Annotated in this window: 19 protein-coding genes; 11 read left to right on the forward strand and 8 right to left on the reverse strand. The window is 35.9% G+C overall.

Translation table 11 applies throughout. The annotated features are described in order from the left end of the window. Positions 1-9: 9 nt before the first annotated feature. From OPR49_RS04520 to OPR49_RS04555, 8 genes are all read right to left on the reverse strand, one after another. The gene (locus OPR49_RS04520) at positions 10-1,962 is read right to left on the reverse strand and encodes a DUF4815 domain-containing protein (protein ID WP_265026777.1); all 1,953 of its coding nucleotides are present in this window, start codon (positions 1,960-1,962) and stop codon (positions 10-12) included. A 6-nt stretch (positions 1,963-1,968) separates the two neighbouring features. Then, positions 1,969-2,652, reverse strand: a complete 684-nt coding sequence (locus OPR49_RS04525; RefSeq protein ID WP_265026778.1) for a hypothetical protein — start codon at positions 2,650-2,652, stop codon at positions 1,969-1,971. A gap of 90 nt (positions 2,653-2,742) precedes the next feature. Continuing rightward, positions 2,743-4,791 (reverse strand): AAA family ATPase, encoded by a 2,049-nt coding sequence (locus OPR49_RS04530; protein WP_265026779.1) that lies wholly within the window; start codon positions 4,789-4,791, stop codon positions 2,743-2,745. 17 nt (positions 4,792-4,808) lie between these two features. Beyond that, complete coding sequence (locus OPR49_RS04535) at positions 4,809-6,047, reverse strand: AAA family ATPase (protein ID WP_265026780.1); 1,239 nt, start codon at positions 6,045-6,047, stop codon at positions 4,809-4,811. Further along, positions 6,044-6,544 (reverse strand): hypothetical protein, encoded by a 501-nt coding sequence (locus OPR49_RS04540; RefSeq protein WP_019236461.1) that lies wholly within the window; start codon positions 6,542-6,544, stop codon positions 6,044-6,046. Before OPR49_RS04540 ends, OPR49_RS04535 begins: the two co-directional genes overlap by 4 nt. A 37-nt stretch (positions 6,545-6,581) precedes the next feature. Beyond that, positions 6,582-7,370, reverse strand: a complete 789-nt coding sequence (locus OPR49_RS04545) for an AAA family ATPase (RefSeq protein ID WP_265026781.1) — start codon at positions 7,368-7,370, stop codon at positions 6,582-6,584. 11 nt (positions 7,371-7,381) lie between these two features. Then, entirely contained in the window at positions 7,382-8,203 is an 822-nt protein-coding gene (locus OPR49_RS04550) for an ATP-binding protein (RefSeq protein WP_265026782.1), read from the reverse strand. A gap of 93 nt (positions 8,204-8,296) precedes the next feature. Further along, positions 8,297-8,791 (reverse strand): RNA polymerase sigma factor, encoded by a 495-nt coding sequence (locus OPR49_RS04555; RefSeq protein ID WP_264376932.1) that lies wholly within the window; start codon positions 8,789-8,791, stop codon positions 8,297-8,299. Between the two features lie 563 nt (positions 8,792-9,354). On the opposite strand from OPR49_RS04555, the gene OPR49_RS04560 reads away from it, so the two are divergent. The 11 genes from OPR49_RS04560 to OPR49_RS04610 all read left to right on the forward strand — a co-directional run bounded on the left by OPR49_RS04560 (position 9,355) and on the right by OPR49_RS04610 (position 21,311). After that, positions 9,355-9,840, forward strand: a complete 486-nt coding sequence (locus OPR49_RS04560) for a Holliday junction resolvase (protein WP_458694422.1) — start codon at positions 9,355-9,357, stop codon at positions 9,838-9,840. Positions 9,841-9,943: 103 nt separating this feature from the next. Next, positions 9,944-11,164 carry a DNA modification methylase gene (locus OPR49_RS04565; RefSeq protein WP_265026783.1) on the forward strand — a complete coding sequence of 407 codons (1,221 nt, stop codon included), beginning with the start codon at positions 9,944-9,946 and terminating at the stop codon, positions 11,162-11,164. 131 nt (positions 11,165-11,295) lie between these two features. Beyond that, positions 11,296-13,188 (forward strand): hypothetical protein, encoded by a 1,893-nt coding sequence (locus OPR49_RS04570; protein WP_264328554.1) that lies wholly within the window; start codon positions 11,296-11,298, stop codon positions 13,186-13,188. 175 nt (positions 13,189-13,363) lie between these two features. Then, positions 13,364-13,843 carry a hypothetical protein gene (locus tag OPR49_RS04575; RefSeq protein WP_065095468.1) on the forward strand — a complete coding sequence of 160 codons (480 nt, stop codon included), beginning with the start codon at positions 13,364-13,366 and terminating at the stop codon, positions 13,841-13,843. Positions 13,844-13,862: 19 nt separating this feature from the next. Further along, positions 13,863-15,332, forward strand: a complete 1,470-nt coding sequence (locus tag OPR49_RS04580) for an ankyrin repeat domain-containing protein (RefSeq protein ID WP_265026784.1) — start codon at positions 13,863-13,865, stop codon at positions 15,330-15,332. Further along, positions 15,329-17,155 carry a phage terminase large subunit family protein gene (locus OPR49_RS04585; RefSeq protein WP_265027489.1) on the forward strand — a complete coding sequence of 609 codons (1,827 nt, stop codon included), beginning with the start codon at positions 15,329-15,331 and terminating at the stop codon, positions 17,153-17,155. Before OPR49_RS04580 ends, OPR49_RS04585 begins: the two co-directional genes overlap by 4 nt. A 3-nt stretch (positions 17,156-17,158) precedes the next feature. Beyond that, positions 17,159-17,383 (forward strand): gpW family head-tail joining protein, encoded by a 225-nt coding sequence (locus OPR49_RS04590; RefSeq protein ID WP_065095024.1) that lies wholly within the window; start codon positions 17,159-17,161, stop codon positions 17,381-17,383. After that, on the forward strand, positions 17,384-18,793 hold the full coding sequence (locus OPR49_RS04595; RefSeq protein WP_265026785.1) for a phage portal protein: 1,410 nt from the start codon (positions 17,384-17,386) through the stop codon (positions 18,791-18,793). Beyond that, a complete protein-coding gene (locus OPR49_RS04600; protein ID WP_264328556.1) occupies positions 18,793-19,824 on the forward strand; it encodes a S49 family peptidase in 1,032 nt (343 codons plus the stop codon). The genes OPR49_RS04595 and OPR49_RS04600 overlap by 1 nt, the downstream gene beginning before the upstream one ends. 76 nt (positions 19,825-19,900) lie before the next feature. After that, positions 19,901-20,269: a head decoration protein gene (locus OPR49_RS04605; protein ID WP_265026786.1), complete on the forward strand. Its 369-nt coding sequence runs from the start codon at positions 19,901-19,903 to the stop codon at positions 20,267-20,269. Between the two features lie 37 nt (positions 20,270-20,306). After that, positions 20,307-21,311, forward strand: coding sequence for a major capsid protein (locus tag OPR49_RS04610; RefSeq protein ID WP_265026787.1), 1,005 nt, complete (start codon positions 20,307-20,309; stop codon positions 21,309-21,311). Positions 21,312-21,341: the final 30 nt, after the last annotated feature.

Below are 21,341 nucleotides of genomic sequence, written 5' to 3' on the forward strand. Positions count from 1 at the left end.
TTTTTATTTTTACATAGGTTGGATAATGATGCCGTCAAATTTTACTTCTTTAAGCCTTTCACCTAGCTCAAAACCTTCAATTTCAAAATCTTGTACTGCTTCTCTCATAAATTCAGCTTCGTATGAAGTACTTGACAGCAATTCTGTTGTTTCTTTAACATTAAATACTCTGGTTACTGGACTTTTCCAATTAGTGGTAACCTCTGTCCAGTGGTCAATGTTTTTATTTAGAGTAATTTGTGCCGGGACTGGATCAAAAGCTTGATATGGATTAATCTTTTCTCCTTTAGTCTGTAAAAGCTGCTCCAGTACCGGTTCAAGTTCATATGGCAAAAGATATCTTTCCCCACCTTTTTCAATATCTGCAACTTCTACATCTATTGGCAGAACTAGCTCTCTATTTACTATTGCTGCAGACTGCGAAATTCCTTGATCGCGCATATCATCATCAAAGAACGGATCTACAAATACCCCTTTTTTGGTGGTAGGTTCTCTTGAATTTGCATCACTGCGTAAACCTTCCTCTGCAACCAGCGCATAAAGATCATTTATTCCTTTTTTCATTGCTTCAAGCTCATTCATCGGTACAGCATGAATAGCATTATTCACTATTTTTACCCCTTCTTTTTCCCCGTTTTTCCACGTTTGGTGAATGTAGCAGAGCAAAAGTTGTCCACTAGGTGCTTTAGGCATCGATGGTCGCCAAGGGTGAGAAATTCCTTTTATTCTTCTTACCACTCCTTTGATATCGATAGTAATTAAATCAAAGCGGGGCATTTTCCAGGTGTAATCAACTAAAACCAAGCTATTATCAACTGCTCCTTTTACTTTACATCCCTTTTCATTTATATCTTCAGGGCTCACATGAGTACGACAGCGATAAGTTATTTGATAACTACTCCCAGGTGCTGGTTCTTTGCCAGGTAATGACCAATCAATGTTTCCTGCGTTTAGTTTATAATCTGCACTATTTTCATAAATAACGTCTCCTTGTTTAACTTGAATAATCTCAAGTACCGCAGAGTCAGGTATTGGATCAACAGCTCCTGAGTATGAACCGTGAGTAACAGTAATGGTTTTTTGAACAGTGATATCTACTTTTTTGATTTCACTTATTGGAAAATCATTAACCTTCAGTTCCATTACTCTTTGGCTATTTGGCTGAAAGGTATGTGGTTCTGATTCAACTGCTTTTATATCTGGGTCTTCATCAAAAGAAACACGAATACTATGAGGTAACTCAATTTCATAACCATCAACATGAGCTTTGCCCTCATTAATCACAAATATTTCTTTTTTACCCTTTTTTACCCCTTCTTCTCCCTTTTCTTCTTTGTGGAGGAACATCACTTCTAGCCCATTTACGACGTAGGAACCATTTGCCTCTTTGTCATAACGAGCAAGCGCTGTGGTTACTATGTTTGCTTGTGGTGGCGGTGAATGCTCTATTAATACTCCGTTTTCAATGTTGTAAATTGGATAAAATTCTCCATCAGTAGAAAAAGTGGGAGAAACATTCTCTGCTTGATAACCCCAAATGGTGGAAACTTTAAGTCTTGCTGCCCCTACTTCTTGATAATTACGTGTACCAACTGCAGGATCACGAAGATTCTCATCCTCTAATTCTGTAATAGTGGATAGGGCGAAAAAAACACCGATGCGAACTGTGGTATTCAGTGGAATAATAAATCTTTTTCCCCCTACTTTTCTCACCGCTCCACGAAGATAGATTTTTCCCGATTCAAGTGTGACTTCGCCGGTTTCCCCATCTATGATACAATTGCTTCCTGTTATAACATCACCATCACGAAATATTGCATCACCTATGCCTTTAAGCTTAGAAAGAGCATACTCCTGAGTCTCATTTAATTCTGCAGACTGTAGACCTCTTCCAGCAAGAAATAAGCTTTTCTCATATTCTTTGTCAGGATTAAAGCGGTTATAATAACTATTTAAGGTCATTTTGTTTCAAAAAGTTACAACAAATGAAAAAGTTTCCCGAGTTGCAGATGTTCTGATAAGTGGTACGGTGTGTTCTAAAACTAATAAGATTCCAGGATTTTCCACGTCTTTTGGTTCAAAATATCTTTGTCCTCTAGGTAACCCTTCTTTTACTTTAGTACCAACCATAACCCCTAATTCCCTTATCACTTGATTTGCTGCGTCCGTGAAATCGAAAGTAAATTTAAGATAGAGATTATTAGTTGGTACATTTGAGGGCCTAAACCTTCCAGAAGGGGTCAAAAGCTCTCCATTCTCATCACCTGTGCAGAAGAGCACTTCGTTCGCAGTACGTCTGCCAAGCTCATTGAGCAGTTTTTCAGAAGTTATCAGCTCTGGTGGTGTGCTTTCACTATATTCTACAGTAACTGCACTATTTGCCCTGATAGAGCTATTTCCCGTACGTTTAATTACACCAGTACTGCTATCAACTATATAATCTATACTTGGCTGATAAGTTGTTTGTCCTGTAAAAACCCTTACATCTTTAATAGTATGGTGATCTAGAGCTATTTCACCCTCAACAAAAACTTTTTCGACCTGATGGCTACTTTCCCAATTTGAGTCACCACTGCCCCAGGCAAGATGTAGAGACTGCTCTTTTATACTTGCTGCTATTGCTGCTCTTCCTGAATGTGTGAGAATTGACATTTTTAATTAAGTCTCCTATATTATATATGTACGATGACTTCAAAATTCGTCCGCAAAAATCAAAATATTTTTTTATATCAGAAAAATTTTTTAGGAGAATAGCTCAGCTCCACAGCTAAACTTTCCAACACCACGAGCAAATGGTCCGCTAGGAATGTCAAGCCATTTATCTTCTTTTGAACCAGTAGCCATTCCCTTAACCAGCTTCCGTGCTTGTAACAGCTCTTGAACTATACGCTCCATTCTATCTCTTCCTATACTGTGAAACTCCTCAGGTAGTCTATGCCGCTGTTTATACACTCCTGTACTTCCTGTATGGGTAAATGGATGTCCAGAAATTGCTGCTCGTGTAATTGCAGTTATAAGATGCTGCTTTGAATCTTTTTCGTTCATATTTTTTATTCTTAATCTTTTAGTTATATCCTCTAACAATCCTGTTTCTTCATTTCTTAAATAAGTGCGTAAAGTGCGATCAGCCAAACCGTTTGCTTTAACAATTGCTCCATAAAATAATGCGTTCTGTCTTACAGATTCTCCTATTGATTTAAAAATTGTCAGTTTAGCTGTATCTTCCACAGACCAAAAAGCGTATGAACACCTAACACCATTAACAAGAGCAGATGTACCTCTAATGGCATCACGTGCTTGCTCAACAGTCGATATAGGTTTTTCACTTTTTGGCTTTCTCATATGATGGGCAGTAATTATTGATGCTCCAGTGCTACCTGCTAAATCAGATAATAAAGACATCAGATAATCACCTACGGCTGGGTCAGTATTTAAGTCAGCGTGCACAAATGAAGCAAGTGGATCAAATACGATTAATTTTAAGTCTTTTATCTTATGAAGTTGTTTTGTTATAGATTCAAATTCATGAGAAATCTCTATAATTTTACTCGAAATACTCTTTATTATCGTAAGTGATCCACTAACATTGGGTAATGGTACAATAAAGAGCCTATCTTTATATTTTAATCTTTCGCATTGCGAATCAAGACGCTCTAAACGACGATGTATTTCACTCATATCATCTTCTGCTGAGAAAATTACCACAGATCCATGTTCAGTAACTAAAGGACCAAAACCACATGGCTGATCTTTTCTACTCGCAACTTTCAGTGCTAAATCAAGCAGAAGCATACCTTTACCAGTATCTCCCATTGCAGCTAGAATAGATGTCACTCCTAAAGGAAATAACCCTTCAACAAGAAACTTTTGCTCTGGTACTGGACCTATAAAACGTTCCACACTCCATTCTTGAATATTAAGAAATTGCTTAACGATGATTTTTTTCGAGTTATTTTCAATGAATTCAGGAATATTCATCTTTTCTTCTATACCATCAGCTGAATCCCATCCTTTTGGTTTATTCTCCGGTATTTCAAGAAGAGTAAGTGATAAAACACCAAGAAAAGTAAGCTTTTTCACCACTTTCTCAGCATATTGTTTACCTGGTTCATCATTGTCTGGCCAAATAATAACATGCTTACCCTTAAGTGGTGACCAGTCTGTTTTTTCTATTGGTGTATTTGCTCCTAACATTGCAGTTGTGGCAGTCATACCTTGCTCTATCAGAGCATCTGCACACTTTTCACCTTCAACTAAAATCACCTTATCAGATTTCATGATACCTGGAATATTATATAAAGGCCTGGTCTCTGGTAGAGTAAAACTAGACCTTTTTACATCAAAAGGAAGATATCTTTTTCCTGAATCAGTGTTATAACGATAAACTGTAACAATCACTTGATCACTTTCATCGTAATAGTTCCATGATGCCGTTGGTTGCCCCAGAGTGTTATTTTTTTCCGAATAACCAATCCACTTAGCAATATCTTCTATCGTATCAGTAAATTGATTTTTTCCAGTAACAGCAGCCCAAAGATCAAAAATATCTCCTCCTTCTCCGGTAGAAAAATCATGCCATAATCCGGCTTTACTGCCAGTTAACTCCACTATCATACTTTTTCCTTGATTGCCTTTTAGATCACCTACATAGAACTTATCACCACGAAAAGTTCCTCTTGGCAGTAAATAAGAAAGACATGACCTTATATTTGATAGGAGTTGAGTTCTTAACTGTTCTTTCTTCCCTAATAATTTATAATGTCCATTTCTTTGTGAACAATAAATATCCATACCTACCTGAAGAATTTTTATGTTCTAGCTATAACGTTAGCAGATTTCCAACATCCATTAATCTTGTTGATGAATTTTGTTGGTATAGATCTACCGTTTCTAAGTTCATATACTACTTGCAAGATATTTGTACGTTTATTGGGTTGAAATATTACTATTCCAGATGTATAAAAACTTCTTAAAGCATTAGCACCAACAAGAGCTTGAAATGGATTCTTTTCCAATATAGAGGTAGATACTTTTTTGGTGTGATTTGTGATGATTATTCCAGCCATAGGATTAATCTTGGAACGTAGTTTTTCTATTGCATGCTGCAGACCATAGTTAACGTAATTATAAGGAGAATCAATCACAACTAAATCAAACTTTTCCTCTACCATATTTTTTATTTTTTCTATACCTTCTTCATTTAAGGTCAAATTCATCTTGTTCGTCACAACTAAGTTTTCTGTTGCTAAATGAGGAAGTTTGTTGAGTTGTTGTATACGTTCTCTAATGTAATCATATTCCATTTCGTTTTGTAGATAGAATATTTTTAGCGGTCTTGTAGGCTTCATGCCAAGAAATGATCTTCCTGCTGCCAGATGTACTAATAGAGAAAGAAGAAAATGACTTTTGCCAATCTTTGGAGTACCACCTATGACCAAAAGACCACCTGGTGTCAAAATTCTTGGGCCTATTATATCTTGTGGCATTGGTGATTTGTCATTTAAGTAATGATTTACAGAAAATGCTTTTCCTTCGTTTTGTTTTTCTTGTAATATGGAACTTCTTTCATCTTTACCGTTCAACCATGTTTCAGCAGAATCTATATTACCTTTAACTAAAGTCCAAAGGTCTATTATATTTCCTTTCTTTTCTTCGATCAGGTTGTACCAATTTCCTGCATTTTCTCCTTCCATTTCAACTATTATCTTATTTCCATTTCTACTTCCAATATAGAATTTATCTTGGTAAGATTTGCCTTCAGGTAACAAATAAGATAAACAATCTTTGATGTTATTAATTAATAATGATTTTATTTTCAAAGCATTTTTAGATGAAAAATCCATAAAATTCTCCTTGTTTATTCCAAATTTGTTCAACATATTTTTTAGACGTTTAAAGTCAAGATTAGCCAGCTCACAAACAGTTTCAAAAGATCGTGAGCGAATCCATTGACAAGCCTCTTTTTTAAGTTTAGGGTTTTTTCCTGCTGCATCCTGAATAGCTCTAGTAATAACAGCAGCCCACAACTTTCCTTCGTCATACTTCAAAATGGCAACCAATCATCTTGAAAACTTTTTTGTAATTCTGGAGTAATAACTGTAGTAATCCTATTTCTATCTCCGTATGTATTATTAGTTTCAACGCCTACTTTTGCTGTAAACTCTAAATCGTTGAAATCAGCTATAGAGTTTATTCTTCTAGCGGTAACTGCTTTCTCTGAAGTGTCATTTGCATGAATATTTCTGGATGATTCCAAAATACTACGCAGCATAGAACGTCCAGATTCTCCCCAGATGTCTTCTTCACCTTCTGCTTTGCCATTTTTGATACCTATAATCTGAAAAATCTTGCGTTTTGCATATGGGCCTTCAGTGACGGTAAATTCTACATTTAAATAGATACTGCCAGTAGTGTAGTTTTTAGTGAACCAATTTTCATAACCTCCAGGCTTTATTGCCATTTTTACCTTGACTATTGTACCTTTCGGTATTAAACTGCTCTGCAGTTTTGCGTTATTAAAATCAGTTAAAAAATCTTGTAGCATACGCTCTCCTATAAGTTGATTTTAAAGTGAAAATTAGCTATTCCATTAGCTGCCAATGACCATTTATCTTATCGACAAGTTTATTTTGCACGCGTTCACCATTGCGAAGCTCAAATACTATCTGGCGTGCACTACTTTCTTCATCATGAGCAAACATCACCATACCAGTACTGTAAAATCCACGTAAAGATCCAGCACCACTTAGGCCTTGAAATGGATCTTCTTCGAGCATCTTTTTTGATAATTTTTTTGTATGATGAGTAAGTACAATACAAGCATCTGGATTGATAGCACTGCGTAGCTTTTCAAGAGTCTTTTGCAGAAAAAACAGCATAGCACTATTATCATTTTCATTTCCATATTCACTGCTAAAGATGTTACGTAATGGATCTATGGCCAAAACATCAGGTTTAAAGCGTTCATTCACAATTTCCTTGATTTCACTTATTTCATCATGATTAAATGATAAGTGCACTTTTGGCGTAATGATTAAGTTGTTAGCAGCTACATTCAAAAGTTCATTATCAAGTTGTTGCAAACGTTCTTTCATATATTCATATTCAATTTCAGTTTGCATGTAGAAAATTTTCAAAGGTCTATTTGAAGCCATGCCAAGAAAAGAAACACCTGCAGCCATATGAACGAGCCATGAAATCAAAAAGTCACTTTTACCAATTTTAGGTGGGCCACCCAGTACCAATAAGCCTCTTTTTGTTAAAATTCTTGGTGAGATTATATCCTCTGGTATTGGCGATTGATCGTCCAAGTATTCTTTCACACTGAAAAAAGGAATTTTTTGACCAATAGTTAAAAAGTTTTGTAGCATATAATAACCTCCTATATGTTGTGCGTGATAGGTTGAATTGCAAAAGCTTTGGTTTTAATCTTTGTAAGAAGTTTTCCTAGATGCGGTTCTTCAACCATATTCAGGCATCCACTTCGATCTTTAGCAGGATATCCCCAAGAATTAATTGTCTGACAGACAAATGAACGAACCTCTGTACCATCATCTTTCTTGATTCCAACCATACTGATTACTTCGTCAACTATCCCAGGAATTTCACTTGCAGTTTTAGCTCCTTCACATTGAGGTAGCCAAGTTGAGCGATTGAAATCATCGAGGTATTGTCCAAGAGTTCCAACTGTAATGATGTCTTTATTTGGAATATGTTGAAACTGATTGAGCCAAGCCATCATCTCTTGAGCAAGTAACCCATAGGCAGCTCTCATATCCTGTTTTCCTGATCTCTCAGAAAAAGCTTCAGGTTGCATTTTTGCCCATAATAGACATAAACGCGAGGCTACTGTAATACTATCGATAAAAATACATCGATACTTGAGAAACTCTGAAGAAAGCTCTTTGTATTTACTGGATACATGCTCATAGTGTCTTTGGCTATATGCTGAGTCAGATTTTAACGCAGGATTAGGACCACCTATGAGACATGCAATATCTCTTGCCTCATTCCAAGTACGAATACTTACAGAATCCCCTTGCCAATCTTGAACAGCAAGTAAACCTGCCTCAAAATCAAGACAAAGTGTTGGTTCATTTATGGTCTTTAAGAGACTAGTTTTACCTATACCATAAGGACCAAAGATGACCATTTTTATACCTGTTTGAACTTTTAGCCGTTCATTGCTGTTCATTATTTTCATTTTTCTCCCAGTACCTAAATATATATGTACGATGACCTAGGCAATTCGTCCGCAATTTGCAAAAAAAAATTTTGAGCAAATATAATCGAGAGCTTATAACTTCTCTAAAACTGAGAATTTATCGCGTATTCGTTCTAGTGTGCGATAGATAGTTGTCTTTGGTATTTTGGTTATTACAGAAACTTCAGTAATAGTAAATATCTTAAGTAATTGACATAAATTACTATCTTTTTCAGATAAAGTTGAAATTATATTATTTATATCAGTGCGAATTATCGCTTCGATTTCCGAGTTCCTATGATCTGGAATATCGTCGTTTATATCATCAAAAGTTATATTACGTTTTAGACACAACTGATTGCGTAACATATTGCGAGCACAATAATTAGCTAATCTAGCAACGAAAGTACTAAAACTACTTCTTTTCTCATCGTGCTGGTTAAGATATTGCCAAACCTGACAAAAAAGCTCTTGCTCTATATCTTCGAGACTTTCGTTAATAAAACAGCTTTTGGATTTAAGGCGCGAAGCTTGAAATCTCACATGTTTAACAATTGTAGAATCGATTCCTTGATAAGAATTCTTCATAAAAACTCCAAAAGTTTCATGAATAGAGATTTTTACCAAGACTTTGTATGACTAATTTATTATAAAAAAGTAGTAATAATTTTTTTATCTAAAAGAATAAAATCTTTAAAAATTAAAATAAGATTTAAACGTTTTGATACACTACTGAAGCTACTTTTTCATAGGTAAAAAACTACCAATTTCGTACCTAATTTCTGAATTACTAATTAGTATTTCAGAAAGCAGTAATCGTTAAATTATTGATAATATTGTCTTTTTTATGTTCTATTCCTAAAAGCCGTTTCTAAAGTTAAGTGGCTAAAATCGGCCAGTGAAGAGGATTTACGGATTACTGAAGTCTTATATATATTATATATATATTTAAATACAGGTAAAATATAATATATGATAATATAATAATATAAATATTGGCGTAATATAAGTTATGTAAAATAGTTATTAAGATAAGTAAAGATGAAAAAACTCAAATGGCAGGATATGAAATTTTTTTTAATTTTTTTTCAAAATTGCGGACGAATTTGCGAGTCATCGTACATATATATTATACAGGGCATTGAACTTTAATTACACAAAGGAGTTTTTGTACGTCAATCTTAACGCTAGATCTCGGCAAGCAAACAGGCTGGGCAATTCTAACAGATGGAATAATTGAAAGTGGAAGCAAAAGCTTTCATGGTAGTCGTTTCAGTGGAGGTGGCATGTGTTTTTTAAGTTTTCGCAATTGGCTTAATTCTTTGAAAGAGATTTCTGCAGTGTACTTTGAGGGGGTGAGAAGACATCTAGGAACTGATGCAGCTCATTGCTATGGTGGTTTTCTTGCAGTGCTGTCTGCTTGGTGTGAAGAACATCACGTACCATACAAAGGTGTTAATGTTAAAACTATAAAACGCTTTATAGCAGGCAAAGGCAATGCAAGTAAGAGTGAAGTTATTGAAGCTGTAAAGGAAAAAGGGTTTTTGCCTAAAGATGATAATGAATCTGATGCTTTAGCATTAATGTTCTATGTTATGGATTTCAGTAAAAATGTTAATAAGACGAAAAATCCATAAAAAGTGGGTCCTTTCAGCCAGAATGGCGGGTTTGGTGGTGCTGACCCCAGGCCTTCTTTAGCGTCAGAGATATTTTGAATATTAACTTTTTAATTATTAAGATATGAATTTAGCAATCCACTACTATCCTGTTGAAAACCTCGTCGAATATAAGCGTAATCCTCGTAAAAATGATGATGTAGTAAATAGAATGTGTGCTTCAATTCGGGAATTTGGCTTTCGTATACCAATAGTTGCAAAAAGCAATGGAACTGTGGTTGATGGTCATTTAAGACTTAAAGCAGCAAGAAAGCTTGGTATGGAGAGTATTCCAGTGGTTTTAAGTGATAATTTAAATGAACCACAAACCAAAGCTTTTCGGTTACTTGCCAATCAATCAGCTAATTGGGCAAAGTGGGATGATGATCTTTTAAAGGTAGAAATTCAAGAGCTAGAAGATTTGCAGTTTGACCTTAAAATGACAGGATTTGAATTGGAAAAAGTTCAACGGTTTCTTGATGATTTAGATGGTGAAGAAGAAGATCTTTCTGACTTAGTTGTTGATGACAAAAAAGTAGAAATAACAAAACCAGCTGATCTATGGATTTTAGGTGATCATCGAATCTATTGTGGTGATAGCTCTTTAGTTGAATCATATAAAGCGGTATTAGATAATAAAATGGCAGATATTACCGTATGTGATCCTCCATATAACGTTGATTACGGTAGCAGTCAGGAAAGAGAAGAGAAAAAAATATTAAACGATAATCAAGGTGAAAAGTACGAACTTTTTCTCTACGACATCTGTTCCCATATTTTAGCATATACGAAAGGTGCAATTTACATCTGCATATCATCATCAGAGTTTTCAACGTTACAAAAAGTATTTGAGGAAGCGGGAGGGAAATGGTCAACATTTATCATTTGGGCAAAGAATCACTTTACGCTAGGAAGATCAGATTATCAAAGACAATACGAAGCAATGCTCTATGGATGGAAAAGCGGCAATAAACGTGAGTGGCATGGGGGTAGAAATCAAAGTGATCTGTGGTTTTATGACAAACCAGTGCATAACTCATTACATCCAACAATGAAGCCAGTAGAGCTAATGGAAAGAGCAATAGTTAATAGCATTAGATCAGGAGATATCGTACTTGATCCATTTAGCGGCTCTGGAAGTACACTGATTGCATGCGAGAGAACAGGAAGAATTTGTAGGACAATAGAGCTAGATTCAAAATTTGTAGATGTAACCATAAAACGTTGGCAAGTGTACACAGGTAGGGAAGCAATTCTTTCTGGTACTGGTAAAACTTTTTCAGAGATTCAAGAAGAAAAACAGTAAGAAAAAAGTGGAAAAGATAACGCAAACAGAAATTTAGTAAGCCTTGGTAGTTGTAATATTAATACTGGTATATACCGTATTTTAATGAGTTTAGCGTAACAAATAACTTTGGATTAAATGTGATGTACTCAATGAATCAAGAAAAGATGTTAGCTGGAGTAGTAACTTCGCAAACAAATAATGAAGCATCGTTTTCTGAAGAAGTAGAAAATAATGTTTCAAATTCTACACTATCTGTTAAGGAGAGAATTGAATTGTTTGAAAAAGGTACGAAGCAAGAACCTGACCTGAACACTGAATGCAAACTAGCTTCTTTAAATGTGATTAGCAATAGTAGCGATAGCAGTATTACAGCAAAAATAGACGAAGCAGGTGCTGATTTTTCAGTGAGTTGTTCTTCTTTAGTATTGGATGATGGTAAAGACATAGAGGACGAATTTAATGCAGTTTGTGAGGCAAATGGAATAGAATATAACCGTCCGTATTCTCTTGATCAGTTTGAGGCAGCATCCAACACATCTTCCAACCCCAAAATAGACAATACAAAAGAAATGCAAAAAGAGGAAGAGGATAAAGAATTAGGAGATAAACCAAAGCCGTTACCTAGGAATGGAATGTTGGAGAAGGACAATATTAGAAATGTAGCTCCACCTTCACCTAGAACAGCAGAAAATCATCGGTTGAGTATTATTCAGGATATTGCACCACCAAAGCTACCACATTCTTCTTTCCAATTAAATGGAGAAAAATGTGATGAGCAAGAAGCTATAGGAGAACCTATGTATGCAACTATAGACCAAAGTAAAAGATTCTCGAAAAGAGGTTTAGATGGTGAAATAAATGATCAAAGTCCAGAGATAGAAAAGTCAAATTCTGAAGAAACATCAATTAAGAAAGAATCAGAAGATATAACTGATGAACCTGTAGATCTGAATACGAAATTTTTAAAAAAGAGTTTGGAAGGAAGCGATAGTGGGATAGACAATAGAAGTGCAGAGGTGACAAGATCAAATTCTCAAGTAACAGAAATGAGTGAGTTTTGTGGCAGGCAAGGATGGGAGAATATGTCATTAAATCATGATAGTCCAGTTACACTTTCAACTAGCCCATCAGAAAAAAGTGATAATGAAGAAACCCCGTTAATTAAAAAAGAAAAGAAAACAAATAGAATTTTGCCAAGAGTAAAATATGCAATGCAGCAGAAGGAATTTGTAATTTTCGGTATAGCTGCTGTTGCACTTAGCGCTTCTGCAGCTTTGGTATATCTACAGGATAAAGGACAATTTATTGCATTTTTTGCAAACAGCCCTCTCTATATTACTATGCCAATGATAGCAATTACTTCATTGCTTGCAATTAGCACAATATTTTGTGGAATAAAGCAATTTAGAGATACTGAGGAGTGTCAAATAGGGGGAAAGAATGCGAATGAAACTTTGAATCAGGTGCTAAAGTATCAACCAAAAGATAAAGTAATAAAATCAGTCAAACTGGAATACAGCAATGGTACTCATTCACATTTTACACTTAACGCTTGGAAGGGTAAGAACAACTTCATTAATATTGACGACAAAGTCATTAGTAGAAGAAATAAAGTAGAATCAGTAATCAAAGATAGGCCATTATTTACAGCATTATTAAGCAGTTTGGTTGCTGCAAATATAGTATTGCCTTTATTACTGTATGTAGAAGGTGGTATTAATAGTGTACAGAAGTTTTACCAGAACGCTTTGATTAATAACGTAGGGTTATCACTACTTATAGGCTCGAGTATACTTGCACTATCAGTGATATTCCTTGGAGTACATTACTACAGAAAAACAAATTGCACAAATCTTGTATATTGTGAGGAAAGAATTGAACCAGAAAAAGTTAATGGAAAGTTCATTGAGGAAATAAAGGAAGCAAGGACAAAAGTGCTTGAAGAAAACCATAGTAAAGATGCCAAATGCAGCAGTTTAACGCTAGAGCAAGTAGTGGTTGAATCTCATAACTACAAAGATGCAATTTATAGTATTAGTTGAAAATAGCCAAATTTCACTATGTAAAAAGAAAGCACCGGAGTACTTCGCTCTATATTAGTAAAATATCTCTAAGACGCCGGCAAGTATAAACAGGTAGGGAATTGCTGATACTGGCAAAACCTTTTCAGAGATTCAAGAAGAAAATTCGTAGAAACAAGAGAGAGGAGAAAAAAAAGTGAAAATCACACAAACAGAATGGGCAAGAGAGATAGGAGTATCAAAGCAATATGTCTGTTATTTAGTAAAAAAAGGAATAGTTGAGTTGGAGGATGGACTCATTGACCGAGAACAAGCAAACAGGGCTATAGAAACAATCAGAGATCCAAGTCAACCACTGAGAAGAAAAAACTATTCAGAAAGCGGAGAAAAACTTTCCACGATGTTGCTTAAAACGCGAATAAAAAATGAAATGGAACGAGGTAAACTTCTTGAGGCAAAAGCTAGGGCTGAGATAGGAGAACTTGTAGCAGTAGAAGAAGTAAAGCGCGATGCATTTAATGTAGCAAGAGTTGTCCGTAATAATTTACTTAATATTCCAAATAGAGTTTCAGCATTGCTTGCATCACTGAGTGACACTGAAAAGATTCATATGGCGCTAACTGAAGAGATTACAAACTCACTTGAAGAATTATCTAACACTAAATTTCAAATATAAAAAAGATTTTGAATATAAAATGTCTGATAACTTAAGTTTAGAGTTAATAAAATGTCTCATCAATCAACCAGGAGTAGATGTAAATGTTAGAGGATTAAACGGAAAAACCCCACTACATTGCGCTATAGAGTTTGATGAATTAAGTATGGTAGATCTGTTACTCACGAAAAAGAACATTAATCCTTTTATAGAAGATAATGATGGTAAAACATCTCTTGATTACGCCAAAGAAGGGAAAAAAGCAGAAATATTACAAGCGCTAATTAATAACAAATACGGGTCAGAACAAGATAGCTTACTTCATTTAGCTGCAATGATAGGTGAAGTTAATGCAGTTAGATATTTGATAGGAAAAGGCATTGATGTTAATGTACGAAATACTCTGCATCATACTCCATTACATCTAGCAGCAGGCATAGGACATGAAAATATTGTCAAAATTTTAGTGAAAGAAGGAAATGCTGAAATAGATGTCTTTGATGCACGAAATCAGACACCAATGCACTATGCAGTTAATAACAAAAAGTTGGAAATAGTAAAGTTACTGCTAAAGCTTGGAGCAGATGTGAATAGTGCACGCATGGGACAAAACTCAATGAAATTGTCACCTGTGCATATAGCTGTAAGTAATACTAATTACGATGAAAGAGACTTATGTCTTGATATCCTCAAATCCTTAATAAAGGAGCCTAATGCTCAAGTCAATTTGCAAGACTACGAAAGTAAAACACCACTACATTACGCTGAAAGACTTAAAACAATAGAAGTTTTACTAACACGAGAAGATATAGACCCTCTGGTAAAAGACGATAGCGGCAAGACACCATTTGATTACGCTAAACCTGAGATAAAGAAGGCTTTGATGAGTAATAAATACGGTTCTGAAAAGAATAGTCTACTCCATTTAGCTGCACAAAGAGGAGAAATTGAGATTGTAGATGCAATTTTAAAAGAAGAAATCAATATTGATATTGTAAATAATAAAGGTCTATCACCAATTTATCTTGCTGCAGAAAAAAGGCATTTACATGTAGTAAAGTTATTGCTGAAAAAAGGAGCAAACTATACACCTGTTTTGCACTTAGCAATCAAGTCAAATAATTTAGAATTGCTAAAAACTTTATTTAAAGAAAAGAGCATCAAATTACCAGACGAGATAGGCAAGTCTGTACCAGTTTATTATAGGTGTATAGAACATAGAGATGCAAAAGTAAGAAAATACAACAATGTGATCTGTGTTTTTACCTCAGTAAGTGCAGTAGCAATAGCGGTATGTATAGGGTTAACAGCAACAACAATAAGCAATGCAATCATTTTTGCAACAATAACAGGGATATTTGCACTTATTATAGCAATAATGATAAGTGAGGTGAGCAAAAGATATATAGAAAACGAATTTCAGAAAAAGATGTTTATGGAACTGGAGGAGTGTAGTTCTACTGTTAATGACGTTGAGTTAGAACCAATTACTAGTAGATGCAGACAATGATATACGCTAGAGCTTTTTCTGAAGGTTTAAGACCAGATCCCCAGCTTAAAGTGTCAGAGTGGGCAAATGAGTATCGAGTTTTAGCACCAACTGCAGCATCAGAGCCAGGAAAATGGAGAACAGAGAGAACTCCTTATTTAAAAGAGATCATGGATTCACTTTCTCCGTCCTCACCAGCAGAAAAAGTAGTATTCATGAAAGGAGCGCAGATTGGTGGAACAGAAGCTGGTAACAATTGGATTGGCTACATCATAGATCAGACTCCTGGTCCAATGCTGGTAGTACAGCCAACAGTTGAAATGGGAAAACGTTGGTCGAAGGGAAGATTTGCACCGTTAATAGAGAGTACGCCATGTTTAAAAAGTAAAGTAAAAGACCCAAGGTCAAGAGATTCAGGGAATACTGTACAGAGTAAGGAATTTCCAGGTGGAATAGTAGTAATAACTGGAGCAAATAGCAGTGTAGGACTTCGTTCTATGCCAGTAAAATATCTCTTTCTTGATGAGATTGATGCCTATCCAGGAGATTCAGGAGGTGAAGGAGATCCAGTTTTACTCAGCATAGCCCGTACTAATACATTTGCACGGCGAAAGATTTTTTTAGTATCAACACCAACGATTCATGGAATAAGCAGAATTGAGAAAGAATTTGAAGCAACAGATAAGCAGTACTTTTTTGTACCATGTCCGTATTGTAATTACTATCAAGTTCTAAAATGGTCACAAATTAAATGGGAAAACAACGACTCAAGAACAGCACATTATGTCTGCACTGAATGTAGCAGCAAAATAGAAAATCATCAAAAGACAGAGATGCTAGACCGTGGAGAATGGAGAGCTACAAATCAAGTACACAATAGCAAAGTAATAGGATTTCACCTTTCAAGTCTTTATAGTCCAGTTGGCTGGTATAGTTGGCAACAAGCAGTAGAAGATTTTCTCCATGCCAAAGAAAGTGAACAATTACTGAAAGTTTGGATAAACACAACGCTTGGAGAAACTTGGGTAGATAAAGGAGAAGTACCAGACTGGAAGCAATTATTTAACAGGAGAGAATTTTTTCCCGTAGGCACAGTACCTAGGAGAGAAGTGGTACTTACTGCAGGAGTAGATGTCCAAAAAGATCGTCTAGAGGTGGAAGTTGTAGCCTGGGGAAAAAGCCGTGAAAATTGGTCAATAGACTACCGAGTATTTGAAGGAGATACAGGAGGTGGAGAAGTATGGAAAAAGCTTTCGGAGCTCCTCAATCATCATTTTATCGGTGAAAATGGGCTTGAATATATGATAAGTATGATGGCAGTTGATGCAGGATATGCAACACAGGAAGTATACAATTGGGTAAGAGGTCATCAAGGCTCTGGAAGAGTAATGGCAGTGAAAGGTGTAAATAAAGCGCTAGTGCCGCTGAGTAGCCCAAGTAGAGTAGATATAACAGTTGGTGGTCAAAAGCTAAAAAGAGGAATAAAGCTATGGCCAGTAGGAGTATCGATATTAAAGTCAGAGCTTTTTCAATTACTTAATATTTTGAAAGAAGAAGAGAAAGTGCCAGCAGGATATTGTCATTTTCCGGAGTATGCACCTGAATATTTTAAGCAGCTAACGGCAGAGCAATTAGTCAGCAAGGTAGTAAAAGGATACACTAAACAAGAGTGGCAGAAGGTAAGAGAAAGAAATGAAGTACTAGATTGCCGAATTTACGCAAGAGCAGCATCGATAGCACTGGGAATAGACAGATGGCCAGAGAGTAAATGGAATAGTTTAAGTGAAAAACCAGAAAGTAAAAAATCAAAGAAAATAGTGAAAAGTAAATGGATCAGCAAGTAGTAAATGTATAACGAAGATTATTTAATTCAAGTCGAAGAAGCGATAAAGAAGCTGCAAAGCGGAGAAAGAGTTGTCTCAATTGCATATGGTGACCATGTTGTGCGGTACGGAGAAGTTCAAATAAATGATTTATTGAATTTAAGACAACGAATTAAGGCTGAGTTAAAAGTTGCAGGCATGAGGCCAAAGAGGAAAATTGTTTTTTCAACGAGTAAAGGAATTTTATAAATGCTGCTAAAAACCTTCAAGCAATTATTTAACAAACCAAAGATAAAAAGCTCAGCGTGGGATGCAGCAGGCTCAGGAAGAAGATTTTTTCACTTTCAACCAGAGTTAGGAAGTATAAACAATTTGCTGTCTCAAAGCCTTGAGCACTTGCGTAGCCGCTCTCGTGATATGGTGAGAAAAAATCCATATGCAGCAAATATTATTGATACAATAGTAAGTAACTCTATTGGAACAGGAATAAAGCCGCAATCAAAAGCAAAGAATGCAGAATTTCGAAAGAAAGTACAAGAATTATGGCTGAAATGGACAGATGAAGCAGACAGTAGTGGAGTAAGTGATTTTTATGGATTACAAGCTCTAGTATGCAGAAGTATGATAGAAGGTGGAGAGTGTTTTGTACGCCTCCGACATCGTAAACTCGAAGATGGATTTTCTGTACCATTGCAACTTCAAGTATTGGAATCAGAACATTTAGATAACAAGAGCAATCAAACACTAGCCAATAGTAATGTAATAAGAAACGGGATTGAGTTCAATAGACTTGGGCAAAGAGAAGCATATTACCTATTTAAAGAACACCCTGGTGAAGGTTCGTTTGGCGAATCAGTGAGAGTGCCAGCAAATGATGTTTTACATATCTATAGACCATTAAGACCTGGGCAAATCAGAGGGGAGCCATGGCTTTCGAGTATACTTCTGAAACTTTATGAGCTTGATCAATACGATGATGCAGAATTAGTGAGAAAAAAGACAGCAGCAATGTTTGCGGGATTTATTACAAGACTTGATCCTGAAGCAAATATTTTAGGTGAGGCGCAAGCAAATGAGCAAGGAGTAGCACTATCTGGCCTGGAACCTGGAACAATGCAGCTTTTAGACCCAGGAGAGGACATAAAATTTTCAGAACCATCAGACGTAGGAGGAAGCTATGAAGCATTCATGAGACAGCAACTGAGGGCAATAGCAATAGGCACAGGGATAACATACGAACAACTAACAGGAGATTTAACCGGTGTTAATTATTCATCAATCAGAGCAGGATTAATAGAGTTTCGTCGTAGATGCGCTATGCTGCAACATAACATTATGGTATTCCAATTTTGCAGACCAGTATGGAGTAGATGGCTAGAACTTGCCACTTTATCTGGAGAGCTTTCTACAACAGATAATCAAGTATTTAAAGATGTAAAATGGATACCACAGGGATTTGATTGGGTAGATCCGCTTAAAGACCAGCAAGCACAGCAAATGGCGGTAAGAAATGGCTTCAAAAGTCGAGCAGAAGTAGTATCAGAAATGGGTTACGATGTTGAAGAAATTGACCAAGAAATAGCAGAAGATCAAAAGCGAGCTAATTCTTTTGGACTTTGTTTCGATTCTGATGTTAATCATAAAAGGGAAGGAAGGTGATGTGGATAAATAAACCAGTAATGGTAGAGAGAAGAAGCTTTGAACTACTATCATTATATAACAGCAAACAACCTATCTTTAAGAACTTAAAGCATTTTCATATAAACCCAAAAGGAATAGCAATAATACGTATTTATGGAGTTTTGACAAAAAAAACAGAAGCTTTTGATCATATTTTAGATATGACTTCGTATGAAAATATTCATGAAGAGATAGAGAGTGCTTTAGGAGATAAAAGCATAGAGACGATTCTACTTGACATAGATAGTCCAGGAGGGGAAGTAAACGGTGTCTTTGACCTAGCTGATTTTATTTATGAATCAAGAACAAAAAAGAGAATTATTGCAATAGCAAATGATGATGCATATTCTGCTGCATATGCTATAGCTTCTAGCGCTGAGAAGGTATTTGTGAGCAGAACTTCTGGTGTTGGCAGTATTGGAGTAATAGCAAGTCATATCGATCAAAGTAGGTTTGATGAAAAGCAAGGTATTAAGTACACCACAATCTTTGCTGGTAGTCGAAAGAATGATTTAAACCCACATGAGCCAATGACGTCTGAAAGTCTGGGAAGCTTACAAAAAGAAGTAGACCGACTATATGAAATGTTTGTGCAGCTGATAGCAAGGAACAGAGGTCTTTCAATTGAAAAGATTCGATCAACAGAGGCAGGGCTATATTTTGGGGAGAAAGCAATAGAAATAGGTCTTGCAGATGGAGTTACAACATTTTTTGAATTTATCAACAATCATAAAAGTAGGAGTGTTAGTATGACAACTATTGAGGAAAGCTACGAGAACTGTCGTAGAGAAATTTTAGAGATAATAAGATTATGTAATGTATCAAAGATGCCAGAAAAGATAGGAGAATTTATTGAGCAAAGCGTAAGTGTTGAGCAAGCACGGGAAGTTTTAATGGAGTTACTTGCAGAGCGAACGAAAAAGACAGAGATACTGAGTGCAATACCACAGAATTCAGGAGAAGAATTGATGATGCAGGTAGCTAAAGCTAGAGCACAATCAAGTATTTAAGTTTTTTTATAACCGCCGCGTACAATAACTACAAACATGGCGGTAAAACTAAAGGAAAAAAAGGAGAAAAGAAAATATGACATGTATAACCGAACAAAATAATCTAGGTGACTTATTAAAGTATGAGGCATCAAGTCTATATTCAAGAGATCAGATAACAGTAGCAAAAGGGCAGAACCTAAAGCTTGGTACAGTAGTGGCTCTCGATAAAGATAGCATGGTTAAGATAATAAATCCAACTGCCACAGATGGTACACAAACAGCGATAGGTGCAGTAGTAAGTGATGTAAATGCGACAGAAAATGCTAAAGCAGTAATTATTACTCGTGGTGCAATACTAGCAGATCATGCAGTGGTGTGGCCAGCAAATATCACTGAAGAACAGAAAGCTGAAGCAATAAAGCAACTTGAAGGACGAGGGATCATTATCCGCAAGGGAGCTTAAAAAAACTATTAAAAACACAAAAGGGGGAAAATAAAAAATGCAAAATCCATTTACAAATCCAGCATTTAGTATGACGGCACTAACAAATGCGATGAATATATTGCCGATAAATTATGGACGTGTTGAAAATTTAAATTTATTTCCAAGTAGGTCAGTAAGATTTAGACATATCACCATAGAAGAACATAATGGAGTTTTAAGCCTATTGCCAACACAAGTTCCAGGAGCACCAGCAACAGTGGGAAAACGAGGAAAACGGAAAATAAGAACATTTACGATTCCGCATATTCCGCATGATGATGTAGTACTGCCAGAAGAAGTGCAGGGAATAAGAGCATTTGGATCAGAAAGTGAACTGAAAGCGCTGGCAGACGTAATAACTGACCATTTACAGCTAATGAGAAACAAGCACGCAATAACATTAGAGCATTTGCGAATGGGAGCGCTGAAGGGAATAATTTTAGATGCTGATGGGTCAGAATTATTAAATCTGTACAACGAATTTGAAATAACACCAAAAGTAGTAAATTTTGCCCTTGGAACAGCAACAACAGATGTCAAGCGTAAGTGTCTGGAAGTACTCCGGCATATAGAAGATAATCTAAGTGGTGAATATATGACCGGAATTCATGCCTTGGTAAGCCCTGAGTTTTTTGATGCATTAACTTCGCATAGTAAAGTGAAAGAAGCATATGAAAGATGGCAAGAAGGAGCAGCGCTAAGGAATGATATGAGATCAGGATTTACGTTTTGTGGCATAACGTTTGAGGAATATAGAGGGCAAGCAACTGATCCTGAAGGAACCGTAAGAAGGTTTATAGAAAGAGATACAGGACACTGTTTTCCACTAGGAACAGCGAGCACATTTACAACATATTTTGCACCAGCAGATTTTAATGAAACAGTAAATACACTAGGACAGCCACTCTATGCAAAACAAGAGCCAAGAAGATTTGATAGAGGGACTGATTTGCATACGCAGTCAAATCCTCTGCCAATGTGCCATCGTCCGGCCGTTTTAGCGAAAATAGTAACAACATAGTAGGGTCCCCACATAGAAAACTCTATTTAT

The organism is Wolbachia endosymbiont (group A) of Bombylius major (genome assembly GCF_947251895.1).
Lineage (GTDB): Bacteria > Pseudomonadota > Alphaproteobacteria > Rickettsiales > Anaplasmataceae > Wolbachia > Wolbachia pipientis.

What these genes read in the sequence shown, in the direction of transcription:
- OPR49_RS04520 (WP_265026777.1), bottom strand. Translation starts at nt 1,962, where the DNA reads ATGACCTTAAATAGTTATTATAACCGCTTTAATCCTGACAAAGAATAT.
- OPR49_RS04525 (WP_265026778.1), bottom strand. Translation starts at nt 2,652, where the DNA reads ATGTCAATTCTCACACATTCAGGAAGAGCAGCAATAGCAGCAAGTATA.
- OPR49_RS04530 (WP_265026779.1), bottom strand. Translation starts at nt 4,791, where the DNA reads ATGGATATTTATTGTTCACAAAGAAATGGACATTATAAATTATTAGGG.
- OPR49_RS04540 (WP_019236461.1), bottom strand. Translation starts at nt 6,544, where the DNA reads ATGCTACAAGATTTTTTAACTGATTTTAATAACGCAAAACTGCAGAGC.
- OPR49_RS04545 (WP_265026781.1), bottom strand. Translation starts at nt 7,370, where the DNA reads ATGCTACAAAACTTTTTAACTATTGGTCAAAAAATTCCTTTTTTCAGT.
- OPR49_RS04550 (WP_265026782.1), bottom strand. Translation starts at nt 8,203, where the DNA reads ATGAAAATAATGAACAGCAATGAACGGCTAAAAGTTCAAACAGGTATA.
- OPR49_RS04555 (WP_264376932.1), bottom strand. Translation starts at nt 8,791, where the DNA reads ATGAAGAATTCTTATCAAGGAATCGATTCTACAATTGTTAAACATGTG.
- OPR49_RS04565 (WP_265026783.1), top strand. Translation starts at nt 9,944, where the DNA reads ATGAATTTAGCAATCCACTACTATCCTGTTGAAAACCTCGTCGAATAT.
- OPR49_RS04570 (WP_264328554.1), top strand. Translation starts at nt 11,296, where the DNA reads ATGAATCAAGAAAAGATGTTAGCTGGAGTAGTAACTTCGCAAACAAAT.
- OPR49_RS04580 (WP_265026784.1), top strand. Translation starts at nt 13,863, where the DNA reads ATGTCTGATAACTTAAGTTTAGAGTTAATAAAATGTCTCATCAATCAA.
- OPR49_RS04585 (WP_265027489.1), top strand. Translation starts at nt 15,329, where the DNA reads ATGATATACGCTAGAGCTTTTTCTGAAGGTTTAAGACCAGATCCCCAG.
- OPR49_RS04590 (WP_065095024.1), top strand. Translation starts at nt 17,159, where the DNA reads ATGTATAACGAAGATTATTTAATTCAAGTCGAAGAAGCGATAAAGAAG.
- OPR49_RS04595 (WP_265026785.1), top strand. Translation starts at nt 17,384, where the DNA reads ATGCTGCTAAAAACCTTCAAGCAATTATTTAACAAACCAAAGATAAAA.
- OPR49_RS04600 (WP_264328556.1), top strand. Translation starts at nt 18,793, where the DNA reads ATGTGGATAAATAAACCAGTAATGGTAGAGAGAAGAAGCTTTGAACTA.
- OPR49_RS04605 (WP_265026786.1), top strand. Translation starts at nt 19,901, where the DNA reads ATGACATGTATAACCGAACAAAATAATCTAGGTGACTTATTAAAGTAT.
- OPR49_RS04610 (WP_265026787.1), top strand. Translation starts at nt 20,307, where the DNA reads ATGCAAAATCCATTTACAAATCCAGCATTTAGTATGACGGCACTAACA.